Origin of the sequence: Thiovibrio frasassiensis (assembly GCF_029607905.1) — a bacterium.
GTDB classification, from domain to species: Bacteria; Desulfobacterota; Desulfobulbia; order Desulfobulbales; family Desulfurivibrionaceae; genus Thiovibrio; species Thiovibrio frasassiensis.
Genome location: NZ_JAPHEH010000001.1, coordinates 1,145,056 through 1,160,395 on the forward strand (window position 1 = coordinate 1,145,056; position 15,340 = coordinate 1,160,395).

A 15,340-nucleotide genomic window follows, 5' to 3' on the forward strand; every position below is an offset into this window, starting at 1 on the left:
CAAAAAATGAGGATTTCCGGCCTAAAACGAAAAAATCCGACTAGCAACTAACTTGTCGGATTCATGTTGTTTTATTGGTGCGCCCGAGAGGATTCGAACCTCTGACCTACGGCTTAGAAGGCCGGTGCTCTATCCGGCTGAGCTACGGGCGCCCATGTGCGACGATATTAGAACGATCGGGCCAAGAAAGCAATACCGTTTTCGTCCCGGCCTCCTGCGTCTGGCTCTTACTCTTTTTTCGGAACCTCTTTCCAGACCGGGCCTTTGGCGGTATCGAGCACTTCGATCCCCTTGTCCGCTAATTCCTGCCGTACCCCGTCTGCCTTGGGCCAATCCTTTTGTTTGCGCGCCTCTTCCCGATCTCGGATCAGTTTGTCGATTTCCGGCGCCAGGGGGCATTCTTCCAGCTTCATTATGCGAAGTACGGAATTGATCCGCCGCAGGGTTTCCAGAATATAGTCTTTTTGCTCGCGGTCCAGGAGCCCTTGGCTCAAGATCGGGTTGGTCTTTTTAACAAAATCGAACAACGCGGCAAAGGCTTTGGAAACGTTCAGGTCATCGTCCATGGCTGCAAAAAAACGGTCCTCCATGTCGGAGAGATAGGAGGCAACCTCCGGGTGGGGCAATCCCGGCGGCAGACAGAGCAGCTTGCCGATAAAGCCGTCAAGGCGGCGGAGGTTTTTGCGGGCTGCGTCCAGGCTGCGGAAGGAGAAATTGATCGGTTTCCGGTAATGGGTGCGGATCAGGAAATAGCGCATCTCCCGGCCGGTGTACCCCTTGGCCAACACATCCCGCAGGGTGATGATATTCTGGTTGTCCGCGGACATCTTTTTGCCGTCCACCAGCAGCAGTTCGCTGTGCAGCCAGAAATTCGCCAGGGGTTTGCCGGTGAGCGCCTCGGCAATGGCATTCTCATTCTCGTGGTGCGGGAACAGCAGATCGCGGCCACTGGTGTGGATATCCATGGTTTCGCCGAGCAGATCCAGGGTCATGGCGGCGCATTCGATGTGCCAGCCGGGACGCATGTTCCCCCAGTCGGTGGAAAAGAAGATGCCGCTTTTCAGCTCGCTCAAGGTTGAACGCTTGAGCAGGGTGAAATCAACCGGATTTTCCTTTTCATAGTCGTCCAGATCAACGGTTTTACCGACTTGGATCTTGCTGAGGTCCACCCCGGAAAGCTTGCCGTACTTGGCAAATTTTGAGATGTCGAAATAGATGGAACCGTGTTTTTCGTAAGCGTACCCTTTATCGACCAGTTTCTGTGCCAGAGCGATCATCCCCGCCACATGCTCGGAGGCTCTGGGGTACCCGGTGGCTTCCTCCACCTCCAGTGCAGCAATGTCCTCGTTGAAAGCTTGAATGTATCTCCCGGTGAACTCCTCAAGTGTCTCTTTTGCACGTTGTGCGCCCTGAATGGTATTGTCGTCCAGGTCGGTGAAGTTCATATAGAATCTGACCTGATACCCTTTAAGCGTCAGGACACGATGCACGAGATCTGCAACGATAAAGCGACGACAATGGGCCAGATGGGCCAGTTCGTGGGCGGTGGGGCCGCAGGCGTAAAAGGTCACGGTGTTCTGGACCAGGGACTTAAACACCTCTTTTTTCCTGGAGATGGTATTGAAAAAACGCAGTTCCGCCAGTTGGGATTCCTCGGTTTCTTGTTTGCTGAAAAGCTCGGTGCTCAGATACTTTTCGCCGCCATCGGGGAAGATCGCCACCAACACCCCTTCCTTCAACTGGGCGCCGCGGGTCAGGGCTGCGGACATGGCGGCCCCGGAACTCATTCCGGCAAAAATCCCTTCTTTTCTGGCGAGCAGACGGACCGAGGTAAAGGCCTCTTCGTCCGGGATGTTGATGATCTGGAAGGGAAGTTTTTTGTCGAAGATCCCGGGGGTATAGGACTCCTTCATGTTCTTGAGCCCCTGCAGCTTGTGGCCGAGAAAGGGTTCCACCGCCGTGATGCGGACCTCGGGATGGAACTCGGCAAAATACTTGCACAACCCCATGACCGTGCCGGAGGTGCCCAGGGTGGCGATGATATCCGTCACCTTGCCTTCGGTTTGTTCCCAGATCTCTGGGCCGGTGGTCTTGTAATGGGTCAGCCAGTTCGCGGTATTGTTGAACTGGTCGGTCAGGAAATAGCGATCCGGATACTGCCGGGCCAGGGCATAGGCCTGCTCAATGGCCCCATCGGTGCCGCGTTTGCCGGGAGTCAGGAGAATCTCGGCGCCAAAGGCCTGCATGATCTTGCGGCGCTCGATACTCGCCGATTCCGGCATGATCAGCTGGCATTTATACCCCTTGACCGCGCAGACCATGGCCAGACCGATACCGGTGTTGCCGCTGGTGGCCTCAAGGACGATCTTGTCCGGGGTCAGTTCGCCATCGGCCTCGGCGGTTTCGATCATGTTCAGGGCAACCCGGTCTTTGACCGAGCCGCCGGGGTTAAAGGCCTCAAGCTTGGCGTAAATCGCCACCTTTTTCAGGGGATTCAGCCGCTTGATGGGCACCAGCGGGGTATTGCCGATCTTGTCGAGGATGGAGTGTATCGGTGGCTTGTTGGGTGTTTTTGATGTCGTCATGGTGGACTCAGCTTTTAGTGTCCTGTCTCGGGAATGCATCCAGGAAAACATACAAAGAGAGGGATCAATTATCAAGGATATCGGCAGAATACAATATAACCGCCGGGCAAACCAGCCATATTATTGCCCCCGGCGGGAGTGCTTCTTCTCTGTACAGCACAAAAAAAGGCAAGCTCCCCCTGTTGGGGGGCTTGCCTTGAACACACAGCTACAGGGTAAAACGAACCCGATTAGGCTTCCTTCTCAAGCTTGACGCTGATCGCCACCTTGTACAGGATGGAGAGAATAAAGAAGCCCGTGGCCCAGATGGCTGCGGTAATGCCAATCTCCTGGGCGCTGGGGTAGTATTCGGTAACCTGGTCCAGCATGTTTGGAACAAAACCGCCCAGTACCAAGCCAAGGCCCTTGTCGATCCAGAAAGCAAAGAAGATCAGGAGGCAGGAAATCACCAGGAGCCCGTCGGACTGTTTGGCCCGAGAGACAAAGATCAGGGCGATACCGGCCAATCCCATAACCACCGAGGCGCGCATGAAGGGCACCAGGTTGTTGTATACCTGCTCGCCATGGCCAAGGCCAAAGAAGAGGTAATCCAGGGTGTGCATGTGGCCAGGGATCTGACTGTAGTACGCGACAAAAAATTCGCAGCCCAGGAAGAAAAAGTTGAGCATCGCGGCGTAGCCGATGATGGTCACCAGTTTGTCCTGCGCCTCACGGCCCACGTCAAACTTGGTGGTCCGTTTGAGGATCATGGCGATGACCATCAGCAAAGAGGGTCCTGCGGCAAAGGCCGAGGCCAGGAAGCGGGGGGCCAGGATGGCGGTGAGCCAGAAATGACGGCCCGGCAGACCGCAGTACAAAAAGGCGGTAACGGTGTGGATGCTGATCGCCCAGGGGATGGAGAGGTAGATAAAGGGCTTGATCCATTTCGGATACTTGATCCCTTTGTATTCGGACTGCAAGACCACCCAACCACAGAGGACGTTGAGAAAGAGATAGCCGTTGAGCACGATCATGTCCCAGAACAGCATGGAATGCGGGGTGGGATGGAGCAGCACGTTCATGGCCCGCATGGGCTGGCCCAGGTCGGCGATAATGAACATCAGGCACATGGCGATGGCGGCAATGGCCATGAATTCGCCAAGGATGACGATGCGGCCAAAGGCCTTGTAGTTATGGATATAATACGGCAGTACCAGCATCAAGCCGCCGGCGGCCACACCAACCAAAAAGGTGAATTGGGAGATGTAAATACCCCAGGTCACATCCCGGCTCATGCCGGTGATGCCCAAGCCATAGTTAAACTGCTGCACGTAACAGAGGCCGCCTACGCCCATCAGGGAGAGCAGGAAGAGCATCCAAACCCAGTACCCTGTGCTTCCTTTTAATGCTTTTTCAATCATGGTCTGTACCTCAAATAATATAGAAGAGGGATGGATGTGTCCCTGCGGAGGGTTTCCGCTGAATGGTAAAGGTTGTCTTCAACATCTGACTGACCTCGGAAGCGGGGTCGTTGAGATCGCCAAAGACAAGGGCCTTGGATTCGGCCGCAGCTTCAACACAGGCCGGAATCTGGCCGATGGCCAGTCGTTCGGTGCAGAAATTGCATTTTTCGACCACCCCGCGCATCCGAGTGGGAAACTTGGGATTTTCGGCCTTGATGAAGGGCTGACCGTTTGCATCCTTACCGCGCGGATCACGCCAGTTGAAGCTCCGAGCGCCATAGGGGCAGGCAGCCATGCAGAACCGGCAGCCGATGCAGCGATGGTAGTCCATGGCGACAATGCCGTCCTTGGTCTTGAACGTTGCCTGGGTCGGGCAGGCGCGGACACAGGGCGGGTTGTCGCAGTGGTTGCACAGGGTCAAGATGGGCATGGAATCAAGAGCTTCCGGCTTCTTGTACTGGCTGCTGTCATCCGGGAAAACATGATTAAACGAGTCCACCCAGACCCACTTGATCTCATCCTTCTTGTTGCCGAAATCAGGCACATTGTGGACGGCGTGGCAGGTGGAGACGCATTTCTCTGCCAGCCCTGGATTTGCGCTGAATTTTTTAACGTCAATGACCATGCCCCAGCGCTTGCCGGTGGGGGCAACTGCCCCATGCGCACCAGCTGCTGCGGCGCCATGCTCGGAGGCCAAAGCCTCGCCCTTGAGCAGCGAGTTAAAGGCCGACGGTACGGCAATGCCGGCAATGGCGCTAAGCCCGGCAATCTTCAAAAAATCTCTTCTCTTGCTATCCATGTTACATCGCCTCCTTCGGCTGGAGATGACAATCCCAACAATACGGTTTCACGGAGGTATAGTTGTGGCACTCGTCACAGAACTTCTTCTTGTCGCTGTGACATTTCATGCAGCCATTCTGCAGGCTCCGTACATATTCGGTGCCGTTGGCGGTTTTCCCGATGCGGGAGCCGCCTTCGCGCAGGATGTCATCGCGCCACTGGTTGAGCAGCACCATGTGCGAGGTGCGCATCTCCTGGACCGGCGCAACGCACTCCGTGTAGTCTTTTGGTTTTTCAGGTTTAGGCATTTTGCTGACATCTGCCGATTTAAACCACATCGGGGATGTCATAACGCCCAAAAACAATATCAACGCAGGTATGATTCTTCCTTTCCCGTACATGGCTATCAGCCCTCCATTCCTGCAAGTGGCTCAAAACGGAGACCCGTTTCACGCTCTTTTTCTCCCTCCATGACCAGGGCGTTGCCAACCAGCTCGGACACGCCGCAGACCTCCACATCGGGATTCCAGTAGTTGTTCAGGCTCGTCAAGGTGGCGCGGTCGATGGCGCATACACAGGAGAGCATATTGACCGCATGCTTTTCCCGTACATACTTGACCGCATTTGCCCTTGGCAACCCTGCCCGCATTCTCAGTTCCATGATCTCATCGGTGTTCAAGCCGGTGCCGCTGCCGCAGCAGAAGGTTGACTCACGGATGGTGTTTTCCGGCATTTCGTGGAAATTATTGCACACATTTTTCAGCACATACCTGGGCTCTTCCAGCAAGCCCATGGCGCGAGCCGGGTTACAGGAGTCATGGTAGGTGGCAATCCGGTGATCGTTGCGTTTCGGGTCAAGCTTCAACTTGCCGTGCTTGATCAGATCCGCGGTGAACTCGCTGATATGGACCATCTTGGTGGAGGCGGCGTTTTCGAAGACCGTCCCGGTGATCGGCGAGGTGGGGACTTGCAGGAAGTCGGCCGGGCCGTTCATGGTATCCATGTACTGATGGAGCACCCGCCACATGTGGCCGCATTCGCCGCCCAGGATCCACTTGACCCCCAGACGCTTGGCTTCGGCATACATCTTACCGTTGAGTTTCTTCATCATCTCGTTGTTGGTAAAGAGCCCGAAGTTGCCGCCTTCCGAAGCGTAGGTGGACCAGGTGTAATCCAGGCCGATGTGCTCGAAGAGGAGCAGGTAGCCCATGGCCGTGTAGATGCCCGGTTCGGCGAAGACATCCGCCGAAGGGGTGATGAACAGCACTTCCGCGCCCTTGCGGTTAAAAGTCGGGTTGCAACGGATGCCGGTGATCTCCTCGATGTCGTCGCAGAGATACTCGATGTTGTCTTTGAAGGTGTGGGGCTGGAGTCCCATGTGGTTGCCGGTGCGGTTGGAGTTGGCAGCCGGCTCCAGGATCCAATTGATGTTGACCCCCACCAGATGGAGCAGTTCGCGGCCCATCATGGTGATCTCGGCGGTATCGATGCCATAGGGGCAGAATACCGAGCAACGACGGCATTCGGTGCACTGGTAGAAGTACATGAACCATTCTTTCAGCACTCCGAAGGTCATCTCGCGACCGCCGGCCATCTTGCCCAGGAGCTTGCCGGCCAGGGTAAAGTCGTTCCGGTAGACGGAACGCAGGAGTTCGGCTCGAAGAACCGGCATGTTCTTGGGATCGCCGGTGCCGAGGAAGAAGTGGCATTTGTCGGCGCAGGCGCCGCAACGCACGCAGCAGTCCATGAAGATCTTGAGGGAGCGGAACTTGTCCAGCCGTTCCTTGAGACCCTGGAGGATTATCTCCTTCCAGTTCTCGGGCAACTTCCAGTCATCGCTCTCCGGATCCCATAATCTGGGGTTGGGGAACTTGTGGTACTCGACAATTTCCTGTTTGGCCGGGTAGGCATAATTGCCGGGCTTGAAATCAGCCGGAACATCCCACCAGTCCTTTTTCGGAATGGCCCCGGTCATCATGGACGGGGCCTTCGCTACGCTTACACCGAGTTTATCTGCTTTCATGATTGCCATTGTTCTTATTCCTTCTCAACGGGTATTCCGCCATCCTTCATGAACTCCCTGAACTCGTCCTCGTAGGCAGCGTAAGAATGCGGCTTGATGTTGGGATCATTCCACGGATTGATGTGCCGGACCATCCGGCTGTTGTTGATCATGTTCCGGGTGGGGCTCATGAAGACACCGGCCATGTGCATCAGCTTGCTGAAGGGGAAGTAGACCATCAGGGCGCAGACCAGGAAGACATGGATAAAGAACACCGGGCTGATCTGTCCGACGATGGCCGGGCTCAGGGTGGCCAAGCCAAGGGTGAGCTGCTTGATTGCCACCACGTCGGCCCTGAAGACATAGCGCATCAGGATGCCGGTAAGGGCGATGCCGAAGATCAGGAAGAGCGGGAAGTAGTCGGCGGGCAGGGAGATGTAGCGGATATTGGAAAGCATCACCCTGCGCAGGAACAAAAAGGCAATGGCCCCGAGAAAGATTGCATCGGTCTGATAGAAGACCGGAGCGCCGATCTGCAGGAAGCCGTCGCCGAATTCAAGGGCGGCGACAAAACCGGGGACCGGATCCATGAACAGCCGCATATGGCGGAGAACGATGACCAGGAAAGAGTAGTGGAAGAGCAGGGCGAAGAGCCAGAGGAACTTGCTCGAGCCGTAGACCAGCTTGGGGCCTTCATGCATTTCCGCCTTGGTGTTACGAAACAGCGAACGGAAGAGAAAGACCTCCAGGAACATCCGGGCAATGACCCCGAGTTTGGTGGAGGGGCAGTCGATCTTGTTTTGTTTGATCCAGGGCAGGGAGTTGGCCTGACCACAGGTGGTCGGGATCCGGAAGGGAACGGGAGATTTTGCCCATTGCATTACGCGATAAGCAAACCCTCCTAAAAAGAGGGCAAAAGCAAGATAGGGCAAAACGATCCCTATCAATGCCTGCCCACCCGGCACCTGCGCGGCCACCAGGCCAACCGCGATAAGCGCCAACACTGCGATGAATGGAGTCAGGATTCTCATTTACTGTTACCTCGCCTCAAGTTTAGGAGCCGTTGCGGAATATCCCGTGCCGTTAACTTCTGTTTTTTGGCTATTCCGGTCCGGTTCTTTATGCCGTCCCTTGCCAGGAAAGCGGCAAGGTTGTTTGTTATACCGACTTACTCACACAACAATGGGTTTCATCTCCGCCTTCAGAGCGGTATTCCCGTCCATCAGCTTTGACGGGCAGCCGCGATCCGTGGTGATGCTGTTTCCACTCTTAATCTCCGCGATCCGGGTCTGGTACAGCCTTTCCCGACTTGCGGCATAGAGGTCGAACAAGGTGTAGGCCAGGATATCGGCCTTTTCTTCAAACGCATGCCAGCCGTCCAGGTCCGCCACTTTTTCTTTGAGGCAGACTGCTTTAACCACTTTTTTCAGGGTGTAGGCCATGGAGACCGCTTCAGAGGGAACAAAGGTCTGTACGGCGCGGATCCTGACCAGTTGCTCCAAGGAGGCGACGATTTTCTCGGCCTCGTTCTTTTCGAACAGCAAACCGTATACTTCCCAAAGGCTGCTTTTTACCGCAAAGCCCACCGGGTTGGCAAACTGGTCCTTCTCTTTTTTAAAGATCCGGGCGCCATCTGCCGGGTAGGTCGTCAGTACCTGCTCGACCCAAGCATCCAGAATCTCGCCTTTATTTTCGATGAGCAGTTCTTGCAGCAGCATGATTTCCCCTCTTGGACCCCCATTTTTCAGGGGTAAACATCTCTATCCTGAATGACCATTCAGAATATGAATGGCATTGGTAGCATGTTTCAATCCAGATTTCAACAAGAAAAATATGTGGGGAAAAGGGTGGATTATGAGATGGTGTCGAGGAGAATCCCGGCTTCCTGCTGGAGGTTTTTGAGGAGAGCCGGCAGGTCGTCGAGGTCGATGACCACATCGCCGATAATGGCGCATTGGTCATCGAAGGTACAGTCATAGACATCAAGGGAATAGCCGTGCTCGTCTTTGATGAGCACAAGATGGATGAGGATGTTTTGGTTTTCCAGGTGGGTGTTGACCTGTTCCACCAGGCGGCGGATTGATGCTTCCTCCGGCGAGGGAAGCAGGACTTCTCGCTGCTGGCGGCGGTCCTTGTTCCGCTGCCAATCGCGCCGGAAAGCGCCGATGCGCGCTATCGGGGAGAGGCCGTCAACGGGATCGACCTTTTTTTCCTTGCGATACGGATCGATTCTTATGGGGCGTGGAAATTTGATCTCATCGGAAATAACCATTGTCTCCCCCTGCCCGTGGTTGCTTCCTTTTTTGGCAGTATTGCTTCTCCTCGATATTCTGTCACAATACCCATCGACATTTTTGCTGTTTGCCTTAAATTTCTCTTTCCGCCCCTTCCCTGGCAAAGAAAATCTCGGTGTCCCCCTCCCCTGCGCGGACGCAATATTTTTTTGACAGAGAGTCGATCTGGTCATCGCTGCGCATGGGATCATGATGGAATAGGGCCAGGGCTTTCACCCCGGCGCGCTCGGCCGTGGCAACGGCATGCTCGAAGGAGGAGTGGCCCCAACCAAGAAATTTGGCCAGGTATTCTTCCTGGGTGTACTGGGAGTCGTGCACCAAAAGGTCCACCCCGGAAAAAAACTGCTCCAAAACGTTGTTTTGTTCCTGGGCCACCAGTTCGCCCTCGCTGGCCATGCCTTCGTCATAGGACGGGTCTTCCGGGTCGGTGCAGAAAACATTGCGGAAGGGTTCGGTATCATAGGCCGTGCAGACCGTCTTCCCCCGCCAGGCAATGCGGTAGCCGAGGCAAAGCAGAGGGTGGTTCAGATATTTTGCCGTCACGGTAATGCCGTCGCCCAGATCAATCTCTCCTTCCTTGAGGTCGAAATATTCAATCTGGGCGGCAAGCTCTGCCTGGCGAACCGGGAAATACCGATAGGTCAGCTGCCCGCCCACCACTTTTTCCAATGTGTCGCCCTCGAAACTGACCGGGCCATAGACCCGGAGGGTGCTGCCCGGTACGTAGATCGGGGTGAAGAAGGGAAACCCCATGATATGATCCCAGTGGGTATGGGTGAGAAAGATATCCGTGTTGATCGGGCCATTCTTGAAATCGTTGGCCATCATGAAATTGCCCAGCTCCCGAAGACCGGAACCGGCATCGATGATGATCAGACGATTTATTTCCGGGAAACGTATTTCTATGCAGGCTGTGTTTCCGCCATACTTCATGGTTTTTGGCCCGGGACAGGGGATGGAGCCCCGGACCCCCCAAAATTTGACCTTGATGCTCATGAGGTCTCCCTGGCAACCTGGAGAAAAACCTGGGCCTTTTCGATTTCCTGCTCCACAACCGAATGCAGGTTTGAAAGGTCATGCCATTTCAGGCCGACCTGGGTGAGAAGATCATCGACCCTGGACATTTCCGGGTAGCGATCGCCGGCCGAACCGACGTCAAAGAGATTGGCATAGGTGTTTGCCAGGGCTACTACGCCAATCAGCTGCTGGTTGTCCGGCGAGGCTTTTTCCGGGGTATGGTGGAAGCGGAGCATTTCGGTGAGCCCCTGATTGAGCTGCCATTTGTCGGCAATCATCTTCCCTGCCCGGCCATGATCGAAGCCCAGCAGCATCTCCTCGGCTTTCGGCAAGGGCCCCTGCTCGATGGCGGACAATTCCAGAGCCTGGCGGTATTCTTCGGCAAAACAGTTGTTCAACGGGATCTTCCCCAGATCATGGAGCAACCCGGCCACAAAGAATTCCTCCTGCATCATGCCGGGGATTTTTTTGAGCTTGGCCAGGGCCTTGGCCATGACCCCCACGCAGAGGGAATGGGTCCAGAACGCATCCATGGACAGCGAGCGGAAGGAGTCTTCCCTCCCCATGCTGCCGACAACCGCAGTGCTTAAGGCCAGATTTTTAACCGTGTTGATCCCGAGCATGATGATCGCCCGGGTGAGGGAACTGATTTGATTGGGCAGGGAGTAATAGGCTGAGTTGATGAGCTTGAGCACCTGGCCGGTCAGGACTGGATCCAGGGCGATAACCCTGTTCAGGTCGTTGGGCGAGGTGTTGGGACGATTGCAGACCTCCAGAACCTTGGTCACCGTGGTGGAGAGGCTCGGCATCCGCTCGATATATTTTTGGATCAGCGCGAAGCGCTGTTCGTTGGTCAGGGGAGCCCCAGGCATCAGCAGACCTATTGTTAAAATTTAGGAGCCGTTACGAATTATTATCTTCTTTTTTGACCAGTTCCTTATGCCGTTCGCATTGCTGCCGTTTGGTCAGTTGAGCTGAAGATAGTATTTGTTACAGCGGCGTAAACCATAGTAGCTGAGGCGGACCCTGCGGTCAAGGCGGGGTTTTGTTCAACACCCATGCTTTATGAGAAAATCGCGGACCATTTCGTTCATGATCTCGATTCTAGGCCTGCCGGTATCATGGACAATGATCCAGGTGCAGCGTTGAAAGGCCCGGAAAAGATCACGGTCCACCAGGAGGGTCAATTGCTCGCTCGTGCCATGGTCCGGATCTCCCGCACCTCTGTTCGGGGAGTCCGGATGCTGGTTGCTGTCTTGTCCCACGCTCAGTATCCTTCCCGCCGATTAAAGGCCACGGCTTCCGCATAGGTGATGCCGGTTCCGCCAAAGATATCCAGGGCGCTGCCGATGGTGGCGTCCAATCGGTTCTCTCCCAATTCCTTGACCCGATAGAGATCGGCCAGATTTTTCACCCCGCCCGCATAGGTGGTGGGGATGGGGCTGAACCGGCCGAGCAGCGCGGTGAGCTCTTCTTCGATCCCACCGCATTTGCCTTCCACATCCACGGCGTGGATGAGAAATTCGCAGCAGTGTTCGGCAAAGTATGCAAGGGATTGTTCGGAAACCGTCACCTGGGTGAATTTTTGCCAGCGATCGGTAACGATATGATAGGCATTCTCTCTTTTCCGGCAGCTCAGGTCGAGGACCAGGTGTTCCTTGCCCACGGCCCGGACCAGCTCATTGAGGCGGTCTTCGTGCACCGTCCCGTCCTTGAACACCGCCGAGGTGACGATGACCGCGCTCGCCCCCTGCTCCAGCCAATGAGCGGCATTCTCCGCCGTAATTCCCCCGCCCACCTGCAAGCCGCCGGGGAAGGCCTGCAAGGCCTCGGTCGCCGCCGCTTCATTGCCTTGCCCCAGCATGATCACGTGGCCGCCGAACAGCCGGTCATGCTGATACATGGCGGCATAATGGGAGGCGGGCTGATCCGAGGCAAAGTTGGTGGTCAGGCTCCCCTCTTGTGTGTCGGAGAGGGTGGAGCCGACGATCTGCTTTACCCGGCCATGGTGGAGGTCAATGCACGGTCTGAATTTCATGGGGCGTCATCTGTCCTGGATATATGCGGCTATTTTTTAGCAAGAGTAGCCGTTTCTCCGGAAAAAGGTCAATAAAAAAGGCGGACAGCTTTCGCCGTCCACCTTGTGCAGATCGATACAGTACCGGTAATAATTACTTGCAGTCTTCCCGGATCATGAAGGTCCTGGTGTCAAGCTTGAGGAGCTTGCCGCATTTGCTGACCGCCGCAGACCCTTTGAGAACCTTGAGGTCGATGCAGTCGCTTTGCGGAACCGGCTGGAGAAGGACCACGGTATTGAAAAGATCCTCCATTCCCTTGCAGGGGGCAGGCACTCCGGACGCACACTGGCATTCGTTCCCATCGGTGCAGACGGCGGAAAACCAGATCTGCAGGTCCATGGTCTTGGCCAATTCCCGCATTTCTTCCAGCACCTTCCGGTCGGTTTGGGCAAAATCAAAGCCGTCAACCACCATGCAGCTCGGGGTGATTACGTTCTGCTGGACAAGATCATGCAGCCGCTCTTCCAGTTTGGCCAGGCTGAACTTGGACTCGTTGAAGGTGATGATCATCCGGTTCTTCATGATCGAGTCATGGATTTCCCCGGCATTCTCAAGCTTGCAGCCGTCGGCGATATCCTTGAACATGTCGTCGTACCAGAGCTTGGTTTTGTCCAGGGACTGGCCTACGCTGACATGGACCACCTGCTTGTCGTTCATCAGGCTGTCCAAGGCGATCTGCACGAGCAGGGCGGTTTTGCCCACGCCGGGGCGGGCCATGACCAAACCCATCCGGCTGGATTCCTTGGCATCGCTTTCACCCTTCAGGTGGCGGATGGGATTCTTTTCAATCAGGTCTTGTTTCAGCATGATGGTATCCTATTTTTGTAGCAACTACCGTGGCTATTGAGACTGAAGGCGGAAGTATACTCAAAGAAACCTTCAGTCTATCCCCCTAAGTAGTTACTGTTTTTTGTTTTTCAGGGCCTTGGCGATCAACTCTTCGGCAACGCTCTTGGGTACCTGTCGGTAGGTGGCAAATTCCATGGTAAACTCTGCCTTGCCCTGGGTCAAGGAGCGAAGATCGGTTGAATAACCAAACATCTCGGAAAGCGGCACCTCGGCCTCGATGACCGTGTAAGCGTCTTCCTCGTTGGTGCCGATGATCATGCCGCGGCGCTGGTTCAGGCTGCCCATGATCGAGCCCTGGAACTCGGTGGGGCCCTCGACCGCGACCTTCATGATGGGCTCCATGATCACCGGCTTGGCTTTCATGTATGCCTCCTTGAAACCGCCCTGGGCGGCCAGCTGGAAGGCGATATCCGAAGAGTCCACGGCATGGGAGGCGCCGTCGTTGATGGCGCAGCGGACGCCGGTGACATGGGCGCCGACCAGAGCACCCTTGTCCAGGCATTTCTGGAAGCCCTTGTCACAGGAGGGGATATATTCCCGGGGCACTGAACCGCCGACGATCTGATCGACAAATTCATATTCGCCCTCTTCCATGGGCTCGATGAAGCCGGCAACCCGACCGAACTGGCCGGAGCCGCCGGTCTGCTTCTTGTGGGTGTAGTTGAACTCGGCCCGCTGGGTGATCGTCTCGCGGTAAGCAACCTGGGGCGCACCCACGGTGACCTCGGCCTTGTATTCGCGCTTCATCCGTTCGACGTAGACGTCAAGATGCAGCTCGCCCATACCCGAGATGATGGTTTCCAAGGTCTCCTGGTCCACATAGGTCTTGAAGGTGGGGTCTTCCTTGGTGAAGCGGTTTAAGGCCTTGGACATGTTGTCCTGGGCCTTGTTGTCGATCGGGGTGATGGAGAGCGAGATAACCGGGGCCGGGACATGCATGGAGGTCATGGAGAAGTTGTAATCGCTGCCGCTGGTGAAGGTATCGCCGGAGGCGCAATCAATGCCGAACAGGGCGACGATATCGCCGGCCCCTGCTTCGTCGATCTCTTCCATATCGTCGGAATGCATCCGCACCAAGCGGCCAACCTTGGCCTTCTTGCCGGTCCGGACATTGACGATGGAATCGCCCTTTTTCAGGGTGCCCTGGTAGGTGCGCACGTAGGTCAGCTGTCCGTAGCGACCATCCTCAAGCTTGAAGGCCAGGGCCAGCAAGGGATCGCTCGAAACGTTGCTCACCTTGACCTCGGCTTCCTCATGATCCAGATCCAGGGCGAAGTTGTCAACATCGGTCGGGCAAGGGAGATAGGAGACTACCGCATCCAGCAAAAGCTGCACCCCTTTGTTCTTGTAGGCGGTGCCCATCATAACCGGGGTGAACTCCATGGACAGCGTGCCGGTGCGGATCGCGGCCATGATCATCTCTTCGGTGGGCGTGCCTTCCAGCACCGCCTCCATCAATTCGTCGGAAAACATGGAAACCGCGTCCAGCATCTCTTCCCGCTTGATGTCGCACTCTTCCTTGTACTGGGCGGGAATCTCTTCTATGCGGATCTTGTCGCCGTTTTCCCCGTCAAAATAGACGGCCTTCATCTGGACCAGATCGATAAGCCCCTGCATGTCGCCTTCGAGACCCATGGGCACCTGGATGGGCACCGCGTTGAGGCCCAGCTTCTCGCGGATCTGCTTGATAACCCGGTCCGGATTGGCGCCGGTCCGGTCGCATTTATTGATGAAGGCGACGCGGGGAACCCGGTAACGGGTCATCTGCCGGTTTACCGTGATGGACTGGGATTGTACCCCGCCAACGGAGCAGAGGATCAATACCGCGCCGTCGAGTACGCGCAGGGCCCGCTCAACCTCGATGGTGAAATCCACATGGCCGGGGGTATCGATGATGTTGACGGCATGGTCCTTCCAGTCGCAATAGGTCGCGGCGGAACAGATGGTGATGCCCCGCTCCCGCTCCAGCTCCATGGAATCCATCTTGGCGCCGACGCCATCCTTGCCGCGTACTTCATGGATGGCATGAATACGCTGGGTATAAAAAAGAATGCGCTCGGTCAGGGTAGTTTTTCCCGAGTCGATATGGGCGCTGATTCCAATATTGCGGACTTTCGTAATGTCTCTCATGGTAAATTTTCCACTCCATTCGTGCAGTTGCGCGGTTACGCCTGGCGCCGGTCAAGGCACCATACCTTGGCAAACCGGCATTAAAAAACGGCCCGTATCGGGGGCCGTATGGACAGTCTTTTTCAGAACAGGCACTTTTACCCCTAAGGCCTGCGGCTGTCAA

14 protein-coding genes and 1 tRNA gene are annotated in these 15,340 nt (G+C 55.8%); all 15 read right to left on the bottom strand.

The features are described 5' to 3' along the window. Positions 1 to 75 precede the first annotated feature (75 nt). Positions 76 to 152: transfer RNA gene (locus OLX77_RS05440), tRNA-Arg, on the bottom strand. Between the two features lie 75 nt (positions 153 to 227). Beyond that, positions 228 to 2,585 carry a cysteine--tRNA ligase gene (gene cysS, locus OLX77_RS05445; protein ID WP_307632580.1) on the bottom strand — a complete coding sequence of 786 codons (2,358 nt, stop codon included), beginning with the start codon at positions 2,583 to 2,585 and terminating at the stop codon, positions 228 to 230. A 230-nt stretch (positions 2,586 to 2,815) separates the two neighbouring features. Next, positions 2,816 to 3,985 (bottom strand): sulfate reduction electron transfer complex DsrMKJOP subunit DsrP, encoded by a 1,170-nt coding sequence (dsrP, locus tag OLX77_RS05450; RefSeq protein WP_307632581.1) that lies wholly within the window; start codon positions 3,983 to 3,985, stop codon positions 2,816 to 2,818. Positions 3,986 to 3,995: 10 nt separating this feature from the next. Next, on the bottom strand, positions 3,996 to 4,826 hold the full coding sequence (gene dsrO, locus OLX77_RS05455; protein WP_307632582.1) for a sulfate reduction electron transfer complex DsrMKJOP subunit DsrO: 831 nt from the start codon (positions 4,824 to 4,826) through the stop codon (positions 3,996 to 3,998). Between the two features lies 1 nt (position 4,827). Further along, a complete protein-coding gene (gene dsrJ / locus OLX77_RS05460) occupies positions 4,828 to 5,208 on the bottom strand; it encodes a sulfate reduction electron transfer complex DsrMKJOP subunit DsrJ (protein WP_307632583.1) in 381 nt (126 codons plus the stop codon). Positions 5,209 to 5,213: 5 nt separating this feature from the next. Further along, positions 5,214 to 6,839, bottom strand: a complete 1,626-nt coding sequence (gene dsrK, locus OLX77_RS05465) for a sulfate reduction electron transfer complex DsrMKJOP subunit DsrK (protein ID WP_307632584.1) — start codon at positions 6,837 to 6,839, stop codon at positions 5,214 to 5,216. Between the two features lie 5 nt (positions 6,840 to 6,844). Continuing rightward, positions 6,845 to 7,840 carry a sulfate reduction electron transfer complex DsrMKJOP subunit DsrM gene (dsrM, locus tag OLX77_RS05470; RefSeq protein WP_307632585.1) on the bottom strand — a complete coding sequence of 332 codons (996 nt, stop codon included), beginning with the start codon at positions 7,838 to 7,840 and terminating at the stop codon, positions 6,845 to 6,847. 141 nt (positions 7,841 to 7,981) lie between these two features. Continuing rightward, entirely contained in the window at positions 7,982 to 8,527 is a 546-nt protein-coding gene (locus OLX77_RS05475; protein ID WP_307632586.1) for an RsbRD N-terminal domain-containing protein, read from the bottom strand. Positions 8,528 to 8,661: 134 nt separating this feature from the next. After that, the gene (locus OLX77_RS05480) at positions 8,662 to 9,081 is read right to left on the bottom strand and encodes a hypothetical protein (RefSeq protein ID WP_307632587.1); all 420 of its coding nucleotides are present in this window, start codon (positions 9,079 to 9,081) and stop codon (positions 8,662 to 8,664) included. Positions 9,082 to 9,175: 94 nt separating this feature from the next. After that, positions 9,176 to 10,099, bottom strand: a complete 924-nt coding sequence (locus OLX77_RS05485) for an MBL fold metallo-hydrolase (protein ID WP_307632588.1) — start codon at positions 10,097 to 10,099, stop codon at positions 9,176 to 9,178. After that, positions 10,096 to 10,992, bottom strand: a complete 897-nt coding sequence (locus OLX77_RS05490; protein ID WP_307632589.1) for an HDOD domain-containing protein — start codon at positions 10,990 to 10,992, stop codon at positions 10,096 to 10,098. The genes OLX77_RS05485 and OLX77_RS05490 overlap by 4 nt, the downstream gene beginning before the upstream one ends. 177 nt (positions 10,993 to 11,169) lie before the next feature. Then, on the bottom strand, positions 11,170 to 11,385 hold the full coding sequence (locus tag OLX77_RS05495; RefSeq protein WP_307632590.1) for a hypothetical protein: 216 nt from the start codon (positions 11,383 to 11,385) through the stop codon (positions 11,170 to 11,172). Between the two features lie 2 nt (positions 11,386 to 11,387). Next, positions 11,388 to 12,158 (bottom strand): phosphoribosylformimino-5-aminoimidazole carboxamide ribotide isomerase, encoded by a 771-nt coding sequence (gene hisA / locus OLX77_RS05500; RefSeq protein WP_307632591.1) that lies wholly within the window; start codon positions 12,156 to 12,158, stop codon positions 11,388 to 11,390. Positions 12,159 to 12,291: 133 nt separating this feature from the next. Then, on the bottom strand, positions 12,292 to 13,005 hold the full coding sequence (locus OLX77_RS05505; RefSeq protein ID WP_307632592.1) for an AAA family ATPase: 714 nt from the start codon (positions 13,003 to 13,005) through the stop codon (positions 12,292 to 12,294). Positions 13,006 to 13,098: 93 nt separating this feature from the next. Continuing rightward, positions 13,099 to 15,177 carry an elongation factor G gene (gene fusA / locus OLX77_RS05510; protein WP_307632593.1) on the bottom strand — a complete coding sequence of 693 codons (2,079 nt, stop codon included), beginning with the start codon at positions 15,175 to 15,177 and terminating at the stop codon, positions 13,099 to 13,101. Positions 15,178 to 15,340 lie beyond the last annotated feature (163 nt).